Genomic DNA, 19,280 nt, shown 5'->3' with positions numbered 1-19,280 from the left:
ATGGCCCACGGCCACAGCCGAAATTACACCACCTTGACGGACGCGACCTCCGGCGAGGCGCTGAAACGGTCGCTATGGCAACTCTCCACCCCAAGGCCGCCGCGTGCAAAGGGCCGCAATCTAGCCTTCGAGTTCGACATCCCAATAGAGCCAGTCGATCCAGCTCGTGTGCAGATAATTGGGTGGAAAGGCCCGGCCATTGTCCTGAAGCTGCCAGCTCGTCGGGCGCCACGGCTGGCGATGGAGCGGCATATGCGCCTGTTGCGGCGTGCGGCCACCCTTTTTCAGATTGCATGGCGCGCAGGCGGTCGTGACATTTTCCCACGTCGTTCGCCCGCCCAGTCGTCGCGGCACGACATGGTCAAAGGTCAGATCCTTGCCCGATCCGCAATATTGGCACGCAAAACGATCACGCAGGAACAGGTTGAAGCGCGTGAACGCCGGATGCTCCGACGGTTTCACATATTGACGCAGCGCGATGACGCTGGGGATCGGCATCGTCCGCGTCGGCGAATGAATCTCGCGCTCGTAATTTTCAACGATGGTGACGCGATCGAGAAAAACGGCTTTCACCGCAGTCTGCCAGGGCCAAAGGCTCAAGGGATAATAGCTCAGCGGCGTGTAATCGGCGTTGAGGACGAGCGCCGGACAGCTATCGGGATGCCGGGCAAGATCGGGATGGAACATGGCTGGGTAACGCTGCCCCCTTTGCTGCGCGGGATGGCGCGCCACTGCCTTTCCCGAGTGACAACATCATTACATGACGCATCAGAATCTGCCGTCAAGGGGGCATGTGCCGCAAGATATGGAATGATTCGCTTTGACTCGCCACAGTATATGGATTCATGGGAGAAATATGCTGACCCGCTTCGCGCCCAGCCCGACCGGCGAGCTTCACCTCGGCCACGCCTATAGCGCCGTGCAGGCGCACCAGGCCGCGCGCGCCGCGGGCGGGCGGTTCCTGATCCGCATCGACGATATCGACGGCAGTCGCTCGCGCGAGGAATATGTCGCGGCCGCGCTCGCCGATCTCGAATGGCTCGGCCTCGACTGCGACGGCGATGCCATGCGCCAGTCGAACCGCCTCGGCGACTATGCCGCCGCGCTCGCCGACCTCGACGCGCGCGGCCTTGTCTATCCCTGTTTCTGCACGCGCGCCGACATCGCGGCGAGCCTGTCGGCGCCGCACGGGCCGTCGGGCGCCATCTATCCCGGAACCTGCCGCAATCTGCCGGCGCGCGAGCGTATGCGGCGCATGGCGGCCGAACCGCATTGCTGGCGGCTGGACATGGCGCGCGCGGTGGCGGCGGCAGGCGATCTTTTCTGGGAAGATGCAGGGCAGGGGGCGCGCGCCGCCGACGCGGCCGCGCACGGCGACATTGTCCTCGCGCGCAAGGATGCCCCCGCAAGCTATCATCTCGCGAGCACGCTCGACGATGCCGCCATGGGGGTCACGCATGTCATCCGCGGCGCCGACCTGATCGCATCGACCGATATCCATCGACTGCTCCAGGCGCTGCTCGGCCTTGCCACACCGGTTTATCGCCACCACGCGCTTGTGTGCGGCGCCGACGGCAAACGGCTGGCGAAGCGCGACGCCGGGGCGTCGCTTGCGTCGCTGCGCGCGGCCGGCATCGACGGGACCGCGCTTGCCGCCGATTTGCGGGCCGGACGGCTTCCCGCTGGATATTCGCTGCGAATGCCCTAAATAGGGGGCATGGAAATCCTGCTCGTCCTTGGCGTCGTCATCGCCGCCGGTCTCGTCCTGTTCGCGCTGGCGCGCGGGCTTTTCTTTTTCGCACAGGGGCACCGCGCACAGATGGACGGCACGGTGCAGGAAAATCATCTGATGCAGAACCGGATGATGATGGCGCGGGTCAAATGGCAGGCGATAACGATCATCCTGCTCGTTCTGATCGGGGTGCTCGCCGCGAGCGGCTGACGCCTCATTGTCCTGTCCCTTTCCGCTCGATGCGAACGGGACAGCATGACCGGCAGACCTATGGATTAAGTGCATGGTCAAGCTCAACAAAATCTACACGCGCACCGGCGACGATGGCACCACCGGCATCGTCGGCGGGTCGCGCATCGCCAAATCGGCGCCGCTGATGGCGGCGATCGGCGATGTCGACGAAGCGAACAGCTGGATCGGCATCGCGGCGGTCGCGCTCGATGAGGCGCCGGGCGAGGCGGCGATGCTCATGCGCATCCAGAACGAGCTCTTCGACCTTGGCGCCGACCTTGCGACCCCGCCCGACGCCGAGCGCGGTTTCGGCCCGCACGACATGGCGTTGCGCATCGTGCCCGCCCAGATCGCGCGGCTTGAGGAAGAAATCGACGCGATGAACGCCGGGCTCGCGGCGCTCAGAAGCTTCATTCTGCCGGGCGGCACCGACGCCGCGGCGCGGCTCCACCTCGCGCGCGCCGTGACGCGCCGCGCCGAGCGGTCGGCGGTCGCCGCGGCGGCAACGCGCGACCTCAATCCGCTCGCGCTCACCTATCTCAACCGCCTGTCGGACCATCTGTTCGTGCTGGCGCGGCACATCAATGCGAACGCGGGCGGCGACATACTCTGGAAACCCGGCGCGACGCGCTAAAGACCGGCGGCTCCAAAGACCGGCGACCCGTTGCTTCGCGCGGGCGGCGGCGTTTGTTCACTAAATGTTCTGGACAAGTCGGTGCGGCATAACCATAATCGGTCGAACAGCGAAACCGAATCGCACTTCGGGGGATTGTCGTCACATGGCCTGCCGCACCGACGCTTCGACCCGCACGGACCCGATCGAGGTGCTGACCCGGCGTTTTGCGGCAACGCGGCGTCTCTCGCTCGGCCTGGTGGCGGGGCTGTCCGACGCCGACGCCAGCGCGCAGTCGATGCCCGATGCGTCGCCCGCCAAATGGCACCTCGCGCACACGACATGGTTTTTTGAAACCTTCGTGCTGCGCGATCATGTGCCGAATTATGCGCTCTTCGACGGCCGCTTCCCCTATCTTTTCAACAGCTATTACGAAGCCGAAGGGCCGCGTCATGCGCGCCCGCATCGCGGCCTTTTGACGCGGCCGTCGCTGGACGCAGTGCGTGCATGGCGTGCGCATGTCGATGCGGCGGTCGCGGACGCCTTGCCCGGCCTGTCCGCTGCGGCGCTTGCGCTGGTCGATCTCGGCATCCATCACGAACAACAGCATCAGGAACTGCTGCTCACCGATCTCAAACATCTTTTTGCGCAAAATCCGCTCGGCCCGGCGGCGTGGGAAAATACCGCAATCGCGCGTGAAGTTGCGCGGTTTTCCGCGATGGAATGGATTGAGGGCAAGGCGGGCATCGCCACGGTTGGCCATGCGGGCGAGGGCTTTGCCTTCGACTGCGAAGGCCCGCGCCACGAGGTTCTGCTCGCCCCGCACGCGCTCGCCAACCGTCCCGTCACCAACGGCGAGTGGCAGCAATTTATCGCCGATGGCGGCTATCGCACTCCCGCGCTCTGGCTCAGCGACGGCTGGGCGTGGGTGCAGGCGGAGGGCGTCGACGCGCCCGCCTATTGGCGCGAGGAACAATATTTCACCCTGTCGGGCTGGCAGGACATCGACCCCGCGGCGCCCGTGACGCACATCAGTTTTTTCGAGGCCGACGCCTTTGCCAGCTGGGCCGGCGCGCGCCTGCCGACCGAGTTTGAATGGGAGGCGGCGGCCACCGCGCTCGATCCCGGCGGCGGCGACCAGCTCGACGCCGCCGGGCCGGTGCGCCCCGCCCCTGCCAGCGGTGACACCGGGTTGCAACAGATGTTCGGCAGCGTGTGGGAATGGACCGGCAGCGCTTATCGTCCCTATCCGGGCTTCCGCGCCGCGCCCGGCGCGGTCGGCGAATATAATGGCAAGTTCATGAGCGGCCAGTTCGTGCTGCGCGGCGGCAGCTGCGCCACTCCGCGCGGCCACTGCCGCGCCTCCTATCGCAATTTCTTCTATCCCCACCAGCGCTGGCAATTCACCGGTCTTCGCCTGGCGAAAGACATTTGATCATGGGCGTTGTGCGTCAACTGCGACAGGTTTCCGCGGATGATGCGGGCGTCGACGTCGCTTTCCGCGCCGACGTTCACGCCGGGCTGTCACAGAATCCCAAGGCGATTCCCGCGCGCTGGTTCTATGATGCGACGGGTTCGGCGCTGTTCGAGGATATCACGGGGCTCCCCGAATATTATCCGACGCGCAGCGAGACCGACCTTTTGACGCGGCACGCCGCCGACATTGCCGGGGCCATCGGGCCGGGGCGCGCGGTGGTCGAACTGGGATCGGGCAGTTCGACCAAGACGCCGCTGCTTCTTTCTGTCATCGACCCTGCCGCCTATGTGCCCGTCGACATTTCGGGCGATTTCCTGCGCGGCAGCGCCGAGGCGCTTTCCGCGCGCTTTCCGCGCCTTCCTGTCTATCCGGTCGAAGCCGACTTCACGCAGAAAGTGGCCTTGCCGCGCGAAATCTGCGCGCTGCCCAAGCTCGGCTTCTTTCCAGGTTCGACGATCGGCAACATGGTCGCGCGCACCGCGACCGACCTGCTGCGAAGCTGGCGCGCGGTGCTGGGTGACGGGGCGCTGTTGCTGATCGGCATCGACCGGATCAAGGATGTGGAAACGCTCGAACGCGCCTATGACGATCCGGCGGGGGTGACCGCGGCGTTCAATCTCAACCTCATCGAGCGCATCAACCGCGAGCTTGGCGGCAATATGGCGACCGACAATTTCGCGCATCGCGCGGTGTGGAACGACACCCATGCGCGCATCGAAATGCACCTCGTCGCGAAATGCGACATGGACTTCACCGTCGACGGAAAAACCTATCATATGGCCAGGGGCGAGACGATCCACAGCGAGAACAGCCATAAATACGGCCCGCGCGACGCCAATCTGCTGCTCCGCGCGGGCGGCTGGACCCCGATCGCGACGTGGGATGACACCGATCCCGCCTTTGCGCTGATCCTTGCCGAAGCGACCGAGTTTCGTTCGGCCCCCTGAGCCGCGCCTCTTGACGCAAACGGTCGATCACGTAGGGCGACCATCCATATCGTCACCCCGGCGAAGGCCGGGATCCCGCCGTTTCCGTGAGACGCACCGGCGAGACCCCGGCGCTTTCGACTGGCTTGCAGGCACGCAGGACAGGCTTTGCCGGGACGACGGATTGGGGCTCAGGGTTTCTATTGGAGAACAAGATCATGATCGTTGGCGTTATTGGTGCGGGGCAGATGGGCGCGGGCATCGCGCAGGTATCGGCGGGCGCGGACCACGACGTGCTGCTCGCCGACATCGACCTCGCGCGCGCCGAAGCGGGCAAGGCGGGGATCGCCAAGGCGTTGGGCCGTCTCGTCGCCAAGGAAAAGATGACGCAGGCCGCCGCCGACGCGCTGCTCGCCCGCATCACCCCCGTCGCCGACCACGCCGCCTTCGCGCCCGCCGATCTGGTGATCGAGGCGGCGACCGAACGCGAAGAGATCAAGCGCGCGATCTTTGCCAGCGTCGGCCAGCATCTGTCGGCGACCGCCGTCCTCGCAAGCAACACCAGCTCGATCCCGATCACCCGGCTTGCACAATCCGCGCCCGATCCCGCGCGCTTCATCGGCGTTCACTTCTTCAACCCGGTGCCGGTGATGGGCCTCATCGAACTGATCCGCGGGCTTGCGACCAGCGACGACACGCTGGCGACGGTCGAGGCCTATGGCCGCGGGCTCGGCAAGGAAATTGTCCATGCGAACGACGCGCCGGGCTTCATCGTCAACCGCGTACTGATGCCGCTCATCAACGAAGCGATCTTCGCGCTGGGCGAAGGCGTCGCGACAATGCGGGACATCGACGCCGGGTGCCGCCTCGGCCTCAATCACCCGATGGGGCCGATTACCCTCGCCGACTTCATCGGCCTCGACACCTGCCTTGAAATCATCCGCGTGCTGCAATCGGGCACCGGCGACCCCAAGTTCCGCCCCGCGCCGCTGCTCGTCCAATATGTCGAGGCAGGCTGGGTCGGCAAAAAGGCCGGACGCGGCTTTTATGACTGGACCGGCGCCGAACCCGTGCCGACGCGGTGAGCGGCCCTGCGGAGCCGAAAGGCGTCTGGGGCGTTTGACCCTTAGTAAAACAGGGGATCGACATGACGATGCGTAACAAGGCCCTATTCATCCTGACCGCCATATGCTCGGCTGCGGCCATGCCCGCCCATGCCCTTCAGCAAGGCGCGCCCGAGGATTCGACGATCGAGGATGCCGCGAACAAGGTGACCGAGCCGTTCGACGGCAAGGAAGTGCCGCCGAAGCTGCTTGAAATCCAGGACGCGCCCTATTCGCTGGCGGGCCTCGGCCGCTGCGCGGCGATCATCCGCGAAGTGCAGGAGCTCGACGCGGTGCTCGGCCCCGACGTCAACGAACAGGTCGACAAGAGCCGCGCTGAAAAGCGGGAGGAAACCGCGGGCCGCGTCGCCGGCACCGTCGCCGGTTCGATCATCCCCTTCCGTGGCCTGATCGGCGAGATTACAGGCGCCAACGCCGAGCGGCGGCGCTACGCGCTCGCCGTTTATGCGGGAACGGTGCGCCGCGGCTTCCTGAAAGGCGTCGGGCTGGAGCGCGGCTGCAAGGTGCCGGCCCGGCCCTGAGCAACCTAGCGCGGAACGGCGACCTGACGGCAGGTTTCGGGCGCCGAGCGGGCGGCAGTGTTCCACATCGCCTCATTGCCCTTGGTGTGCAGGCGCCAGCCCTGATTATTTTCGTAGATGACGCCGCTTGCCGCCGGGGTTTGCCGCATCGGCACGGCACGCGCGCCGTTGACGCCGACGAGCGCGCGGTCGCCCACAAAATCGACCTTCAACCGCGTCCCGCGATCGCATTCATAATAGGTGCTGACGCCGGGCCCGCCGATGGAGGCGCAGGCGGACAATAGCAGCGCGGCCGCGCCGCCGACGAGGATATGGAAACCCGTCATGCCCGGTCCCATCAATATGCTGACCGGACGCACAGCACATCGGCCAGGTAGACGCGCCCGCCGACCGTTTCCATATGCTCGCGCGCTGACCCGTTCCAGCCGATCGAACGGCACCAGTTGTCGGCGGTGCGCGCTGCGCAACTGGCGGTTGCCGACCCCTGCGGGCAGGCGGGGACGCGCGTGTTGCCGGTCGACGGCTGGGTATGGAACTCGGCAAAATTGCCGCGCACGCTCTGGTCGTTGGCAGGCGGATATGGGTTCCAGCCGCCATGGTCAACCGGGCGGATCGACTGGATCGTCAACCCGCGCAGGATGTTGTTGAGCATCGGCGTGTCGCGATCGACGGTCCGGCAATTGCCGCGATAGCGCGTGCGCTCGCAAAGCTCCCAGCGGCCGCTGGCGACGCGGACCGAATTGACCGGCCAGGCGAGACCGAGGTTCGGCTTGGCCTCGCCGACAAAGACCGCGGGACCGCGGAAACCGGCATCGCGATAAATGGTCGCCTCTGGCGGGCGATACATTTTGTCTTCGGGGGGTTGAGCGTTCACGGTGGCGAGCGAGCCCGCCCCGACCGTTACCGCAACCGCAGCAAGCCACGACAAGGCATAAGCAGATTTCATGACAGCCTCCCTGTTGACGAACGCGACCCGGGATACGTCTTTTGTGCGGAGTTTAAGTCATTTGTTCGTGACCTGCAATCGTCACGCCTGTTTCCGGCCGATTATCCGATCGGTGGAACCAGACCGATCATCAGCCCGGCGAGCGCCGCCGACATCAGGTTCGACAGGCTGCCCGCAAGCAGCGCCTTCAGCCCGAGCTTGGCGATCATCGGCCGCTGATTGGGGGCCAGCCCCCCCGTCACCGCCATCTGGATCGCGATCGAACTGAAATTGGCGAAACCGCACAGCGCAAAGGTCGCGATCGCCACCCCGGTCATCGACAGGTCGCCCTGCACCCGGCCAAGATCAATGAAGGCGACGAATTCGTTGAGCACGACCTTGCTGCCGAACAGCCCGCCGACGATGGCGCTTTCGTCCCACGGCACGCCCATCAGCCACATCACCGGGCGGAAAATCGCCCCGATCACCGCCTGGAACGACAGGTCCGGATAGCCGAACCAGCCGCCGATGCCCGCGAGCAGGCCGTTGGCGAGCGCGACGAGCGCGACGAAGGCGAGGACCATCGCGCCGACCGCGACCGCCAGCTTGACGCCGGTTTGCGCACCTTGCGCCGCGGCCATGATGATGTTCGCGGGCTTTTCCTCGTCATGGCTCGCCTCGGGCATGATGACGGGTTCGATGCCCAGATCCTTGGGATCGTCGGGCATCATGATCTTGGCCATCAATATGCCGCCCGGCGCCGACATGAAGCTGGCTGCGAGCAGATAGGGCAGCAATTGTTCGCCGATCATGCTCGCATAGGCGCCGAGGATCGTGCCCGCGACCCCGGCCATGCCGACGGTCATCACCGTGAACAGCTGCGACGGGGTAAGGCCGGCGAGATAGGGGCGGATGACGAGCGGCGATTCGGACTGGCCGACAAAGATGTTGGCGGCGGCGCCGAGGCTTTCGACCTTGGTGATGCCCGTGACCTTCTGGATCGCGCCGCCGACCCATTTGATGACGAGCTGCATGATGCCGAGATAATAGAGGATCGAGATGAGCGAGGCGAAGAAGACGATCACCGGCAGCGCGGCGATCGCGAAACTGTTCGCCCCCATTTCGGGCGAGGCGAGCGGGCCGAAGATGAAATCGGTGCCCGCCTTGGCATAGCCGAGCAGGTTCGACACGCCGTTCGACATCGCCTGGATCACCGCACGGCCCCACGGCGTGCCGATGACGAGCACGGCAAAGCCCGCCTGGAGCAGGAAGGCGGGAATGACGACGCGCAGGCGAATCCAGCGGCGGTTCGATGAAAAAAGCACGGCAATCGCGAGCAATGCGACGATGCCGGCAAGACCGATCAGACGTTCCATGATGTCAGTGCGTCCCCCGCAAGTTAATGCGCCTGTCTAGCGGCCTTTGGCGGCGGGGCAAGGGGCGGTGCGGCCGTATGCTTCGCGGTCTTTCCACGCTGCGCAAAAGCGACTATCGGGCGGCATGACCGAACCGACCTCGGCGGCGCTGCCGCGCACGCTCTCGCCCTCGCTCTTCCTTTTCTCGATCGTCTATGGCGGCATGGTGGTGCTCGCGGGGGTGCTCGGCAACAAGCAGGTCGCGCTCGGCGACTGGCTGGCGGTCGAGGCGGGGATCTTTGCGTTCCTGATGCTCGTCGCGCTGTCCAGCGCGGTGTCCGAACTGCACGGGCAGACGGTCGCCAACCGGATCGTCCTGTGGGGGTTCGTTCCGCTGGTGCTGTCGATCCTGCTGACCTCCCTTGTCCTCGCGCTTCCGGCCTCTCCCGAAATGCAGCCCGAACGGCTGGCGTCGTTCGACATGATATTGGGGCAAAGCCCGCGTCTGATGGCCGCCGGCATCGTTGCATATGGCACGTCGCAATTCTTGAACGTCACCATTTTTTCGAAGCTGCGCGGGCGCGAGGGTGCGGGCACCGGAACGACCTGGCTGGCGATCCGCGGCGCGATCGCCAGCGCGCTCAGCCAGATCGTCGACACCTTGCTGTTTGTGACCATCGCCTTTTACGGCGTGTTCCCGATCGCCAACCTGATGGGCGGCCAGATGCTGGCCAAGGTCGTGCTGTCGGTGCTCGTCATTCCTTTCGTCATCACCGGGCTGGTCGCGCTGGGCCGCAGCCTCGATGCGAAGAACGCCGGATGATATCAATGACCGATCCTTCGAAAATGCCCGATTTGCTCGCCAAGGCCGAAACGCTCGTCGAGGCGCTGCCCTATCTGCAGCGCTATGCGGGCGAGACCTTCGTGATCAAATATGGCGGCCATGCGATGGGCGATCCCGAAGCGCAGCGCGACTTTGCCGAGGATGTCGTGCTCTTGAAGGCCGTCGGTATCAATCCCGTCGTCGTTCACGGCGGCGGGCCGCAGATCGGTTCGATGCTGAAACAGTTGGGGATCGAATCGACCTTCGTCGGCGGGCTGCGCGTCACCGACGCGGCGACCGCCGAGGTCGCCGAGATGGTGCTCGCGGGCAAGATCAACAAGGAAATCGTCGGCTGGATCGCGGGGCTGGGCGGCCGCGCGGTCGGCATTTCGGGCAAGGACGCCAATCTCGTCCTCGCTGAAAAGGTGAAGCGCGGCGAGGCCGATCCCAATTCGGGGATAGAGCGCCACGTCGATCTGGGTTTCGTCGGCGAGCCGGTTGCGGTCGACCCGACGATCCTGGCAAACCTCACGAACGACAATTTCATTCCGGTCGTGGCGCCCGTCGCGCTCGGTGCCGACGGGGCGACCTATAATATCAACGCCGACACGATGGCGGGGGCGATCGCCGGAGCGCTCGGCGCCAGGCGTTTCTTTCTGCTGACCGATGTTGCCGGGGTGCTCGACAAGGCGGGCGAACTGCTCACCGACCTCGACCGCGCGGCGATCGATGCGCTGAAGGACGATGGCACGATCACTGGCGGCATGATTCCCAAGGTCGAAACCTGCGTCGCCGCGGTCGACGCCGGGGTCGAGGCGGCGGTCATCCTTGACGGGCGCATCCCGCACGCGATGCTGCTCGAAATTTTCACCGCAAGGGGTGCGGGGACGCTCATTCACCGCTAGAGATGGCGCCATCGACCCTTTGGCCGGAGACAGTCCTTGTATTTCATGCTTCTCGATATTCTGTCGATCCTGCTCAACATCCTGTGGTGGATCATCATCGTCCAGGCGGTGATGTCGTGGCTGATCGCCTTCAACGTCATCAACACGCACAATGATTTCGTGGGGCAGCTCTGGTATGTGCTCGACCGGATTACCGAGCCGCTCTATCGCCCCTTTCGCCGCATCATTCCCGATTTCGGCGGCATCGACCTGACGCCGATGGTGGTGCTGATCCTGCTCATCATTCTCCAGGGTCCGGTGATGGCCTATCTTTACCGGCTCGGGATGCAGGCGGGGATGGCCTGACGCATGACCAGCGCCGTTACCGACGTCAAAGTGATCGACGGCAAGGCGTTCGCCGCGGGGCTGCGCGCGCGAATCGCCGGTGCCGTGCCGGCGTTCAGGGCGGCGACGGGACGCGTTCCGGGGCTTGCCGTCGTGCTCGTCGGCGACGATCCGGCGAGCGCGGTCTATGTCGCCTCGAAGGGCAAGGCGACGGTCGCGGCGGGCATGGCAAGTTTTGAACATCACTTGCCCGCGACGGCGACACAGGATGAGGTCGAGGCGCTGCTCCGCCAGCTCAACGCCGACGACGCGGTCGACGGCATCCTGCTGCAACTGCCGCTGCCCGGCCATCTCGACGAACAGGCGGCGGTGGCGACGATCGATCCCGACAAGGATGTCGACGGGCTGACGCCGGTGAGCGCCGGGCGGCTTGCGCTTGGCATCCCCGGCATGGTGCCCTGCACCCCCTATGGCTGCCTGTTGCTCCTCCAGGACCGGCTCGGTGATCTGAGTGGCAAGGAGGCGATCGTCGTCGGCCGTTCCATCCTTGTCGGCAAGCCGATGGGCCAGCTGCTGCTCGGCGCCAATTGCACGGTGACGATGGCGCACAGCCGGACCCGCGATCTGCCCGCGCTTGTCCGCCGCGCCGACATCGTCGTGGCGGCAGTTGGCCGCGCCGAGATGGTGAAGGGCGACTGGATCAAGCCCGGCGCGGTCGTGATCGACGTCGGCATCAACCGCCTGCCACCGGCTGAGGGCGCGGCGAAGGGGCGGCTGGTCGGCGATGTCGATTATGCCGCGGTGGCGGAGGTTGCCGAAGCGATCACCCCGGTTCCGGGCGGGGTCGGGCCGATGACGATCGCCTGTCTGCTGCGCAACACGCTCGTCGCCGCGCACCGCCGCGCGGGGCTGGCCGATCCGGAGGGGTTCTGATGCGCCTGCTGCTTGCCGTGATTGCGGCCTCGATGCTTGCGGCTTGTGCCGGGCCGCAGGGCGGGCCGCAGGGCGGGCCGCTCGCCGCCAACCCCAGCGGTTTCATCGCGGCCGAAATCGCCTTTGCCCGGCTCGCGCAGGAAAAGGGGCAGTGGACCGCGTTCCGCGAGACCGCGCATCCCGACGCCGTCATGTTCGTGCCCGAACGGGTCAGGGCGCGGGACTGGCTGAAGGCGCAGACCGACCCCGCCGAAGCCGTGAAGTGGCAGCCGCATGCTGTCTATGTCAGCTGTGACGGCAATGCCGCGGCGACGACCGGGGCGTGGCAGAAGGGGACGGCGAACGGCTATTTCACGACCGTCTGGTTGCGCGACCCCAGAAGCGGCAGGACCGAATGGATTCTCGACCATGGCGACGGGTTGGCGAACCCCCGCCCGGCGCCCGAGTTCATCGCATCGAAACAGTCGGCGTGCGGGTCGCGTCCCGCCGTGCCGATCGAGGCGGGCGGCGAGGGCGAGGACATGGCGGTCGGCCTGGCGCCCGACCAGACGCTCAGCTGGACTTCGACCGTCCGCGCCGACAAGTCGCGACGCGTCACCGTCCGGCTGTGGGACGGCAAGGATATGGCGACCGTCATCGACGACCGGGTCGCGGCGCCGAAACAGCCATGATCGACCTGTTCGTCTCGGCCTTTGTCACGCTGTTCGTCGTGATCGACCCGCCGGGCTGCGCGCCGATCTATGCCAGTCTGACGAGCGGGGCGAGCGCGCAGCAGCGCCGGTCGATGGCGATTCGCGCGACGATCATTGCCGGGGCGATCCTCGTCTTTTTCGCGATGTTCGGCGAGGCGCTGCTCGGCTTCCTGCACATCGACCTCGACAGTTTCCGTATCGCGGGCGGCATCATGCTGTTCATCATCGCGATCGACATGGTGTTCGAGAAACGCACCGAGCGCCGCGAGCAGCGCGCCGAAAAGATCAAGGCGAGCCCGGAGGTCGAGGATGTGTCGGTGTTCCCGATGGCGATGCCGATGCTCGCCGGGCCGGGGTCGATCGCCTCGGTGATGCTGCTCGTGTCGCAGAACAGCGGCATCGAGCGCGCCTTCGTCATCTTTGGCGCGCTGCTTCTCGTTCTTCTCCTGACGCTCGCGGCGTTGCTGGCGGCGGGGCCGCTGATGCGGCTGATCGGCCACAAGGGCGAGGCGGTGATCACGCGCCTGCTCGGCGTGCTGCTCGCCGCGCTCGCCGCGCAGTTCGTGATCGACGGGCTGAAGGCGAGTTTTCCGAGTTTGGCCTAAGCGCGCGAATAAGCCGCGTATCCCCGCGAAGGCGGGGATCCATCTCCCCCGTTCAAAAGGACCCCGACCGGCGATGCGCCCCCGCTTTTGCGGAGGCGCACGGAGTTTCCCTTAAGATCAGGCTTAGCCCGCCGCGTTGACGTCGGCCTGCGTCACTGGCGCAATGCGGATTTCGACGCGCCGGTTGCACTGATAATCGGCCTCGCTGCGTTCGGGCGCGCATTTCAGCTGCGATTCGCCATAGCCCAGCGTCGCCATCCGCGCGCGCTGGATGCCGCGCCCGGCGAGATAGTCGGCGACCGACGTGGCGCGGCGTTCGGACAGACCCTGGTTATAGCTGTCGCTGCCGGTCGAATCGGTGTGACCATAAACGTCGATATAGGTGCTCGGATATTCGGCGAGTGTCGCGGCGACATTGTCGAGCGCGCTGCGGAACTGCGGTTTCACGAGCGCGCTGTTATAGTCGAAGGTGACGTCGCCGGGCATGTTGAGCACGAGCTGGTCGCCCTGGCGTTCGACGTCGATGCCGGTGCCCGCGGTGCGTTCGCGAAGCTTCTTTTCCTGCTGGTCCATATAATAGCCGACGCCCGCGCCAGCGACCGCGCCGATGCCCGCGCCGACGATCTTTTCGGTGCGGTCGCTGCGCCCGCCGATCAGATCGCCCAGCAGATAGCCGCCGAGCGCGCCGCCGACGCCGCCGATCGCCGCCTTGGAAATCTTGCGTTCGCCGGTTACCGGATCGGTGACGCAGCCGGTCAGCGCGATCGCGCCGAGGCCGGTCAGAATTGCGAGCCTGGTCGTCCTGCTTTTCATCATGTCGCTCCCTTGTTCGGGCGGATGCCTCTGGTCCTGTGCACGCCGCTGTTTTCCGATAACATCTGGTGGGCGTTCTGGTTCCAGAAAATGACTGAACGGTGGCTGAGCCGGGCGTTCAGCATTGCGCCATTGTGCAGTGCCGCGCCTTTCGCCTATAGGGAGCCATGACCGAAGCCGACAGGGGCCGCACGCCGACGCGCCGCATTGCCGCCCGATGACCCCTTTTCCCTGGTCCGACGTCGCGATCATCGCGATCCTCATCCTCTTGAACGGCCTGTTCGCCATGTCCGAACTGGCGATCGTGTCGGCGCGGCAGCCGCGATTGCAGGCGGCCGAAAAGCGCGGCAGCCGCGGCGCGAAAATCGCGCGCCAGCTGGCGTCGGACCCCGGCCGTTTCCTGTCGACGGTACAGGTCGGCATCACGCTGATCGGCGTGCTTACCGGCGCCTATTCGGGCGCCAGCCTGGGGCAGCCGGTCGCCGACCGGCTTGCCGCCTGGCTGGGGCTCGATGCCGAAATGGCCGAGGCGGCGGGGTTCGCCGCGGTGATCGCGCTCACCACCTATGTCTCGCTGATCGCGGGCGAGCTTGTCCCCAAACAGTTCGCGCTGCGGGCGCCGGAACCGATCGCGATCCTTGTCGCGGTGCCGATGTTCTGGCTGTCGCGCATCGCGGCGCCGCTTGTCTGGCTGCTCGACAATAGTTCGGGGCTGGTGTTCCGTCTGCTCGGCCTCAGCCGCGAATCGGAAGAGCGGGTGACCGCCGAGGAACTGCATCTGATCGTCGCCGAAGCGTCGAAATCCGGGGTGATCGAGGAAAGCGAGCGCGCGATCATTTCGGGCGTCGTGCGCCTTGCCGACCGGCCGGTGCGCGAGGTGATGACGCCGCGCAAGGATGTCGACTGGATCGATATGTCGCTCGACGCGCGCGCGCTGCGCGACCGGCTGCTCGAAACGCCGCACAGCCGCCTGCCCGTCGCGCGGGGGTCGGTCGACGAGATTGTGGGCGTGGTGCAGGCGCGCGACATCGCCGCGGCGCTGTTCGCCGGCCAGACGCTTGATCTGGAACAGCTGATGCGTCCGGCCAAGGTCATCCACGATCAGATCGACGCGATGGACGCGCTCGAAGCCCTGCGCGTCGCCGAAGTCCCGATGCTGCTCGTCCACGACGAATATGGTCATTTCGACGGGCTGGTGACGCCGGCCGACCTGCTTTCGGCGATCGCGGGTGAATTTGCGTCGGACCAGGATATCGGCAGCGACCCTTTCGTGGTCGAGCGCGACGACGGCAGCCTGCTGATCGCCGGGGCGATGCCCGCCGACCAGATGGCCGAACGGCTGGGGATCGAACTGGCCGACGATCGCGACTATGCCACCGCGGCGGGCCACGCGCTCGCGATCCTGAAACATCTGCCCGAAGAGGGTGAAAGCTTTACCGACCGGGGCTGGAGGTTCGAGATCATCGACATGGACGGGCGCAAGATCGACAAGCTGCTCGTTACCGAAGTCCGCAAGCCGAAAGGGGCGGAGGCGGAATAGGCCGGAAAGACGCGGGGACGAAGCATCCCAGGGTTCGGGAAAGGTCAGTCTTGTGCGGCCGCCCAGGCCCCCATGCTAAAGGGAGGGGCTTTCTTTCGGGTTATGGCCGCTTCCGGTCGAATCGGGTCGTCAGAGATCACCTCCCAGCGCGCCATATTTCGCCTCGAACCCGGCCTTGTCGCCACGCGCGAGATAGCTGGCCTGGTCGACGAGATTGTCGCGCGCGATGCGTCCCTGAAAGGCGCCAAGCTGCGCGTCGATGCGCGCGACGTCGGCGTCGGTCCACTCCGCGATCTGCTGGAAACGCGTAACGCCGAGGCTGTTCAGAAGGACGACCAGCTTGGGGCCGACGCCCTTCAGCAATTGCAGATTGTCGGCCTTGACGGCCGTCGGCGCGGGTTCCGGTGCGGGCGGCGGGACGGTCGGCTCGGCGGGAATTGCCGCGGCGTCGGCTGGCGGTTTGGCCGCGACCTTTTTTGACGTGCCTTTGGCGGCCGGGGTTTTGGTTGCGGTTTTTTTTGCCGCCTGTTTGGGCTTTGTCGGCGTCTCGGCCACCGGCTCTGCCACAGGGGCCGGGGGCGGCGTGGCCGCGGGTCCGGCGGCAGGCGGCGGCGCGGGTGCGACGGGTGCCGGTTTGGGCTCGACCGGTTTGAAGCGCGCGGGTTCGGCGGCGATGATTTCGGGCTTTGCGGGTTCAAGCGGCTTCGCTGGTTTGCTCGGTTCCGCCGTCGGCGGCGCGATCTCGGTCGGCTTGGCGCGGCCGAAAAGCCACCAGAGGAGCAGGGCCGCCACGACAAGGCCGACGACCGCAATTACCCAGTTATCCTGAAGCCATATCATCACGATCTCCCTGTTTTGCAGGCCAGATTATGCGCACCCGGTCCTCGCGTCCAGCCCTGGCCATTCTTTATCCATCCCTCCGGCGACCACCGCGATACCGGCCTTCGCGGGGATGACGGGGTGGGCTATTTCGCCTCGCGCGCGACTTCGCGCCAGCCGATGTCGCGGCGGCAGAAGCCGCTGGGAAAATCGATCCTGTCGAGCGCGGCATAGGCGCGCGCTTGCGCCTCGGTCACGCTCTTGCCCGTTGCGGTGACATTCAGCACGCGCCCGCCCGCGGCGACGAGCGTGCGATCCTCGCGCGCGGTGCCGGCGTGGAAGACGCGCACGCCCCCCGCCTCGGCATCGGCGATGCGGCGTATCGCGCCGCCTTTTTGGGGGGTGCCCGGATAGCCATTGGCCGCCATCACCACCGTGAGCGCGTAATCGTGCGAAAAGACGGGCGGTTCGGCCGCGGCGAGCGCGCCCGTCGCGGCGGCGTGGAGCAGCGCGGCAAGATCGCCGCGGAAGCGCATCATCAGCACCTGGCATTCGGGGTCGCCGAAACGGCAATTATATTCGATGAGCTTCGGCCCGTCGGCGGTGAGCATCAGCCCGGCGAAAAGGACGCCGACATAGGGCGCGCCATCGGCGGCGAGCGTCCCCACCGTCGGGCGGATGATGCGGTCCATCACCGCGGCTTCGAGATCGGGGGTGAGCACGGGGGCCGGGCTGTATGCGCCCATGCCGCCGGTGTTCGGGCCGGTGTCGCCGTCGCCGACGCGCTTGTGATCCTGCGCACTGCCGAAGGCGATCACGTCCTGGCCATCGGAGAGCGCGAAAAAGCTCGCCTCCTCGCCGGTCATATATTCCTCGATCACCACCTCGGCGCCCGCGCCGCCAAAGGCGCCGGCGAACATGTCGGCGATCGCCGCTTCGGCGTCGGCGCGCGTTTCGGCGATGACGACACCCTTGCCCGCGGCGAGGCCGTCGGCCTTGATAACCACGGGAACGGCAAAGCCGTCGAGGGCGGCAAGCGCTTCGTCGGCGCTGGCGCAGCGGACATAGGCGGCGGTGGGGATACCTGCGCGCGCACACAGATCCTTGGTAAAGCCCTTTGACCCTTCGAGTCGCGCCGCGGCGGCCGAGGGACCGAAGACCGGCACGCCGACGGCGCGCAGCCGGTCGGCAAGGCCCGCGACGAGCGGCGCTTCGGGACCGACGACGACGAAGTCGATCGCGTGCGCGCGCACGAAGACGATCAGGCCATCGAGATCGTCGGCGGCGATCGGCACGCATTCGGCGTGGAGTTCGATTCCGGGATTGCCCGGCGCGGCATAGAGCTTGGCGCAGCTTGGCGATTGTGCCAGTTGCCAGCTCAGCGCATGTTCGCGGCCCCCCGACCCGATGAGCAGGATATTCATGGCAGTTCCTTTTCCCGATGAAGCGCCCGGCGACGGCACCGACGCGCGGCTGTTAGCCGAGGCGGCGCCCGGCGACAATGCGCCGCCGCTGTCCGTCAGCCAATTGTCGGCGGCGATCCGGCGCACCGTCGAGGACGGTTTCGCGCGCGTGCGCGTGCGCGGCGAGCTGTCGGGCGCGAAGCGCGCGGCATCGGGGCATTTTTATGCGGCGCTGAAAGACGACAATGCCCTCATCGACATGGTGATGTGGAAGGGGCAGGCGGCGCGGCTCGCCTTCCGGCCCGAGGACGGAATCGAGGTGATCGCGACGGGTAAGCTCACCACTTATCCCGGACGCTCCAAATATCAGCTCGTCGTCGAAAGCCTCGAGGTCGCGGGCGAAGGTGCGCTGATGCTGCTCTTTGAGAAATTGAAGGCGCGGCTGGGCGGCGAGGGGCTGTTCGATCGCGACAGAAAGCAGCCGCTTCCCTATCTGCCGCGCACGATCGGCGTGGTGACATCGCCCACGGGGGCGGTGATCCGCGACATCCTCCACCGGCTCGCCGACCGCTGCCCCAGCCATGTGATCGTCTGGCCGGTGCTTGTGCAGGGCGAAGGCGCCGCAGCGCAGGTTGCCAGGGCGATTCGCGGTTTCGACGCGCTCGCGCCCGGCGGGCCGGTGCCGCGCCCCGACCTGGTGATCGTCGCGCGCGGCGGCGGGTCGATCGAGGATCTGTGGGCGTTCAACGAGGAGGTGGTCGTTCGCGCGATCGCCGACTGCCGCATCCCGACGATCAGCGCGGTGGGGCATGAAACCGACGTGACGCTCGCCGATTACGCCGCCGACATGCGTGCGCCGACGCCGACCGCCGCCGCCGAGATGGCGGTGCCGGTGCGCGCCGAACTGCAAGCGCAGCTGGCGACGTGGGGCGGGCGGATGATCGGCGCTGCGAACCGGCAGCAGGCTTTGCGGGGCGAGCGGCTGACGGCGCTCGCGCGGCACCTGCCGCGGCGCGACGCGCTCTATGCGCCGCAGCGCCAGCGGCTCGACGATGCCGGCGAACGGCTCGACCGCGGACAAAGGCAGCGGCTGGGGATGCTGGGCGAGCGGCTTGGCGCGCGCGGCGCGGCGCTGCGCCCGGCCCTGCTGGCGCGCGCGTGGGACCGCGACCGCGCGAAGCTTGACGGGCTGGGGCGCCTGCTCGCCTCGCTCGACCCGCGCGCACTCTTGTCGCGCGGCTATGCGATGGTGCGCGATGCTGGCGGGGTGATTGTGACCAGCGCGGCGAAGGCGCGCGACGCGGGGCATCTGCGGCTCCAGTTCGCCGACGGCGAGCTGCCCGTGACCGTCGGAGAGGGGGGTGATCTGGCGCCATCGTCAATGCCGCGCCCGGCACGCAAGGCATCGCCGCCTGCGCCGAAAGCGGGTCAGGGCGAGTTGTTCTGAGCGCGCGGGGGTGGCTCGCGCAGCCGATCCTGCTATAATCGCCGCCCAACCTCCCCCGTTCACCGGATATAT

22 protein-coding genes are annotated in these 19,280 nt (G+C 66.6%); 15 read left to right on the top strand and 7 right to left on the bottom strand.

The window, feature by feature from the left end; genetic code table 11:
- Window positions 1-120: 120 nt before the first annotated feature.
- Entirely contained in the window at window positions 121-687 is a 567-nt protein-coding gene (locus tag HUW43_RS03580) for an HNH endonuclease (protein ID WP_011543349.1), read from the bottom strand.
- Between the two features lie 169 nt (window positions 688-856).
- Between HUW43_RS03580 and gluQRS the strand changes: the two genes are divergently transcribed.
- The 7 genes from gluQRS to HUW43_RS03545 all read left to right on the top strand — a co-directional run bounded on the left by gluQRS (window position 857) and on the right by HUW43_RS03545 (window position 6,624).
- Window positions 857-1,708: a tRNA glutamyl-Q(34) synthetase GluQRS gene (gene gluQRS / locus HUW43_RS03575; protein WP_188236128.1), complete on the top strand. Its 852-nt coding sequence runs from the start codon at window positions 857-859 to the stop codon at window positions 1,706-1,708.
- Window positions 1,709-1,717: 9 nt separating this feature from the next.
- A complete protein-coding gene (locus tag HUW43_RS03570; RefSeq protein WP_188236127.1) occupies window positions 1,718-1,942 on the top strand; it encodes an HIG1 domain-containing protein in 225 nt (74 codons plus the stop codon).
- Between the two features lie 73 nt (window positions 1,943-2,015).
- Window positions 2,016-2,597 carry a cob(I)yrinic acid a,c-diamide adenosyltransferase gene (locus HUW43_RS03565; RefSeq protein WP_188236126.1) on the top strand — a complete coding sequence of 194 codons (582 nt, stop codon included), beginning with the start codon at window positions 2,016-2,018 and terminating at the stop codon, window positions 2,595-2,597.
- A 145-nt stretch (window positions 2,598-2,742) separates the two neighbouring features.
- Window positions 2,743-4,011, top strand: a complete 1,269-nt coding sequence (gene egtB, locus HUW43_RS03560; protein ID WP_188236125.1) for an ergothioneine biosynthesis protein EgtB — start codon at window positions 2,743-2,745, stop codon at window positions 4,009-4,011.
- Window positions 4,012-4,013: 2 nt separating this feature from the next.
- Window positions 4,014-5,000 carry an L-histidine N(alpha)-methyltransferase gene (gene egtD, locus HUW43_RS03555; protein WP_188236124.1) on the top strand — a complete coding sequence of 329 codons (987 nt, stop codon included), beginning with the start codon at window positions 4,014-4,016 and terminating at the stop codon, window positions 4,998-5,000.
- Window positions 5,001-5,197: 197 nt separating this feature from the next.
- Window positions 5,198-6,064 (top strand): 3-hydroxyacyl-CoA dehydrogenase NAD-binding domain-containing protein, encoded by an 867-nt coding sequence (locus HUW43_RS03550; RefSeq protein ID WP_188236132.1) that lies wholly within the window; start codon window positions 5,198-5,200, stop codon window positions 6,062-6,064.
- A 62-nt stretch (window positions 6,065-6,126) separates the two neighbouring features.
- Entirely contained in the window at window positions 6,127-6,624 is a 498-nt protein-coding gene (locus tag HUW43_RS03545) for a hypothetical protein (protein ID WP_188236123.1), read from the top strand.
- Between the two features lie 5 nt (window positions 6,625-6,629).
- On the opposite strand, the gene HUW43_RS03540 is transcribed toward HUW43_RS03545, so the two are convergent.
- From HUW43_RS03540 to HUW43_RS03530, 3 genes are all read right to left on the bottom strand, one after another.
- Window positions 6,630-6,950: an MliC family protein gene (locus HUW43_RS03540; RefSeq protein ID WP_188236122.1), complete on the bottom strand. Its 321-nt coding sequence runs from the start codon at window positions 6,948-6,950 to the stop codon at window positions 6,630-6,632.
- 11 nt (window positions 6,951-6,961) lie between these two features.
- Entirely contained in the window at window positions 6,962-7,570 is a 609-nt protein-coding gene (locus HUW43_RS03535) for a beta/gamma crystallin-related protein (protein ID WP_188236121.1), read from the bottom strand.
- A 101-nt stretch (window positions 7,571-7,671) separates the two neighbouring features.
- Window positions 7,672-8,925, bottom strand: a complete 1,254-nt coding sequence (locus tag HUW43_RS03530) for a NupC/NupG family nucleoside CNT transporter (protein WP_188236120.1) — start codon at window positions 8,923-8,925, stop codon at window positions 7,672-7,674.
- Window positions 8,926-9,049: 124 nt separating this feature from the next.
- Here HUW43_RS03530 and HUW43_RS03525 point away from each other — a divergent pair, with 124 nt between their 5' ends.
- The 6 genes from HUW43_RS03525 to HUW43_RS03500 are packed head-to-tail and all read left to right on the top strand — an operon-like array spanning window position 9,050 to window position 13,186.
- Complete coding sequence (locus HUW43_RS03525) at window positions 9,050-9,727, top strand: queuosine precursor transporter (protein WP_188236119.1); 678 nt, start codon at window positions 9,050-9,052, stop codon at window positions 9,725-9,727.
- Complete coding sequence (gene argB, locus HUW43_RS03520; protein WP_411157924.1) at window positions 9,724-10,632, top strand: acetylglutamate kinase; 909 nt, start codon at window positions 9,724-9,726, stop codon at window positions 10,630-10,632. The genes HUW43_RS03525 and argB overlap by 4 nt, the downstream gene beginning before the upstream one ends.
- Before the next feature lie 45 nt (window positions 10,633-10,677).
- Complete coding sequence (locus tag HUW43_RS03515) at window positions 10,678-10,977, top strand: YggT family protein (protein ID WP_188236131.1); 300 nt, start codon at window positions 10,678-10,680, stop codon at window positions 10,975-10,977.
- 3 nt (window positions 10,978-10,980) lie between these two features.
- Window positions 10,981-11,889 (top strand): bifunctional methylenetetrahydrofolate dehydrogenase/methenyltetrahydrofolate cyclohydrolase FolD, encoded by a 909-nt coding sequence (folD, locus tag HUW43_RS03510; RefSeq protein ID WP_188236117.1) that lies wholly within the window; start codon window positions 10,981-10,983, stop codon window positions 11,887-11,889.
- Complete coding sequence (locus HUW43_RS03505; protein WP_188236116.1) at window positions 11,889-12,560, top strand: hypothetical protein; 672 nt, start codon at window positions 11,889-11,891, stop codon at window positions 12,558-12,560. Before folD ends, HUW43_RS03505 begins: the two co-directional genes overlap by 1 nt.
- Complete coding sequence (locus tag HUW43_RS03500; RefSeq protein ID WP_188236115.1) at window positions 12,557-13,186, top strand: MarC family protein; 630 nt, start codon at window positions 12,557-12,559, stop codon at window positions 13,184-13,186. Before HUW43_RS03505 ends, HUW43_RS03500 begins: the two co-directional genes overlap by 4 nt.
- Window positions 13,187-13,309: 123 nt before the next feature.
- Here the strand turns inward: HUW43_RS03500 and HUW43_RS03495 are convergent, their stop codons facing one another.
- The gene (locus tag HUW43_RS03495) at window positions 13,310-13,999 is read right to left on the bottom strand and encodes an OmpA family protein (RefSeq protein WP_188236114.1); all 690 of its coding nucleotides are present in this window, start codon (window positions 13,997-13,999) and stop codon (window positions 13,310-13,312) included.
- 217 nt (window positions 14,000-14,216) lie between these two features.
- On the opposite strand from HUW43_RS03495, the gene HUW43_RS03490 reads away from it, so the two are divergent.
- The gene (locus tag HUW43_RS03490; RefSeq protein WP_188236113.1) at window positions 14,217-15,539 is read left to right on the top strand and encodes a hemolysin family protein; all 1,323 of its coding nucleotides are present in this window, start codon (window positions 14,217-14,219) and stop codon (window positions 15,537-15,539) included.
- A 129-nt stretch (window positions 15,540-15,668) separates the two neighbouring features.
- On the opposite strand, the gene HUW43_RS03485 is transcribed toward HUW43_RS03490, so the two are convergent.
- Both HUW43_RS03485 and purD read right to left on the bottom strand, forming a co-directional pair.
- Complete coding sequence (locus tag HUW43_RS03485; RefSeq protein WP_188236112.1) at window positions 15,669-16,379, bottom strand: hypothetical protein; 711 nt, start codon at window positions 16,377-16,379, stop codon at window positions 15,669-15,671.
- A 125-nt stretch (window positions 16,380-16,504) separates the two neighbouring features.
- The gene (gene purD / locus HUW43_RS03480; protein ID WP_188236111.1) at window positions 16,505-17,782 is read right to left on the bottom strand and encodes a phosphoribosylamine--glycine ligase; all 1,278 of its coding nucleotides are present in this window, start codon (window positions 17,780-17,782) and stop codon (window positions 16,505-16,507) included.
- Between purD and xseA the strand changes: the two genes are divergently transcribed.
- Window positions 17,781-19,208: an exodeoxyribonuclease VII large subunit gene (gene xseA, locus HUW43_RS03475; RefSeq protein ID WP_188236110.1), complete on the top strand. Its 1,428-nt coding sequence runs from the start codon at window positions 17,781-17,783 to the stop codon at window positions 19,206-19,208. The two genes, purD and xseA, sit on opposite strands and share 2 nt — an antisense overlap.
- The last annotated feature ends 72 nt before the right edge of the window (window positions 19,209-19,280 follow it).

Source organism: Sphingopyxis sp. LK2115 (assembly GCF_014595975.1).
Taxonomy (GTDB): Bacteria; Pseudomonadota; Alphaproteobacteria; order Sphingomonadales; family Sphingomonadaceae; genus Sphingopyxis.
Note: the sequence above shows the minus strand (reverse complement) of the source record. Positions and strands in the feature narration are given on the sequence as shown.

Bases quoted from the DNA above. Each gene is read 5' to 3' on its own strand.
- HUW43_RS03580 (WP_011543349.1), bottom strand. From the start codon at position 687: ATGTTCCATCCCGATCTTGCCCGGCATCCCGATAGCTGTCCGGCGCTC.
- gluQRS (WP_188236128.1), top strand. From the start codon at position 857: ATGCTGACCCGCTTCGCGCCCAGCCCGACCGGCGAGCTTCACCTCGGC.
- HUW43_RS03570 (WP_188236127.1), top strand. From the start codon at position 1,718: ATGGAAATCCTGCTCGTCCTTGGCGTCGTCATCGCCGCCGGTCTCGTC.
- HUW43_RS03565 (WP_188236126.1), top strand. From the start codon at position 2,016: ATGGTCAAGCTCAACAAAATCTACACGCGCACCGGCGACGATGGCACC.
- egtB (WP_188236125.1), top strand. From the start codon at position 2,743: ATGGCCTGCCGCACCGACGCTTCGACCCGCACGGACCCGATCGAGGTG.
- egtD (WP_188236124.1), top strand. From the start codon at position 4,014: ATGGGCGTTGTGCGTCAACTGCGACAGGTTTCCGCGGATGATGCGGGC.
- HUW43_RS03550 (WP_188236132.1), top strand. From the start codon at position 5,198: ATGATCGTTGGCGTTATTGGTGCGGGGCAGATGGGCGCGGGCATCGCG.
- HUW43_RS03545 (WP_188236123.1), top strand. From the start codon at position 6,127: ATGACGATGCGTAACAAGGCCCTATTCATCCTGACCGCCATATGCTCG.
- HUW43_RS03540 (WP_188236122.1), bottom strand. From the start codon at position 6,950: ATGACGGGTTTCCATATCCTCGTCGGCGGCGCGGCCGCGCTGCTATTG.
- HUW43_RS03535 (WP_188236121.1), bottom strand. From the start codon at position 7,570: ATGAAATCTGCTTATGCCTTGTCGTGGCTTGCTGCGGTTGCGGTAACG.
- HUW43_RS03530 (WP_188236120.1), bottom strand. From the start codon at position 8,925: ATGGAACGTCTGATCGGTCTTGCCGGCATCGTCGCATTGCTCGCGATT.
- HUW43_RS03525 (WP_188236119.1), top strand. From the start codon at position 9,050: ATGACCGAACCGACCTCGGCGGCGCTGCCGCGCACGCTCTCGCCCTCG.
- argB (WP_411157924.1), top strand. From the start codon at position 9,724: ATGATATCAATGACCGATCCTTCGAAAATGCCCGATTTGCTCGCCAAG.
- HUW43_RS03515 (WP_188236131.1), top strand. From the start codon at position 10,678: ATGCTTCTCGATATTCTGTCGATCCTGCTCAACATCCTGTGGTGGATC.
- folD (WP_188236117.1), top strand. From the start codon at position 10,981: ATGACCAGCGCCGTTACCGACGTCAAAGTGATCGACGGCAAGGCGTTC.
- HUW43_RS03505 (WP_188236116.1), top strand. From the start codon at position 11,889: ATGCGCCTGCTGCTTGCCGTGATTGCGGCCTCGATGCTTGCGGCTTGT.
- HUW43_RS03500 (WP_188236115.1), top strand. From the start codon at position 12,557: ATGATCGACCTGTTCGTCTCGGCCTTTGTCACGCTGTTCGTCGTGATC.
- HUW43_RS03495 (WP_188236114.1), bottom strand. From the start codon at position 13,999: ATGAAAAGCAGGACGACCAGGCTCGCAATTCTGACCGGCCTCGGCGCG.
- HUW43_RS03490 (WP_188236113.1), top strand. From the start codon at position 14,217: ATGACCCCTTTTCCCTGGTCCGACGTCGCGATCATCGCGATCCTCATC.
- HUW43_RS03485 (WP_188236112.1), bottom strand. From the start codon at position 16,379: ATGATATGGCTTCAGGATAACTGGGTAATTGCGGTCGTCGGCCTTGTC.
- xseA (WP_188236110.1), top strand. From the start codon at position 17,781: ATGGCAGTTCCTTTTCCCGATGAAGCGCCCGGCGACGGCACCGACGCG.
- purD (WP_188236111.1), bottom strand. From the start codon at position 17,782: ATGAATATCCTGCTCATCGGGTCGGGGGGCCGCGAACATGCGCTGAGC.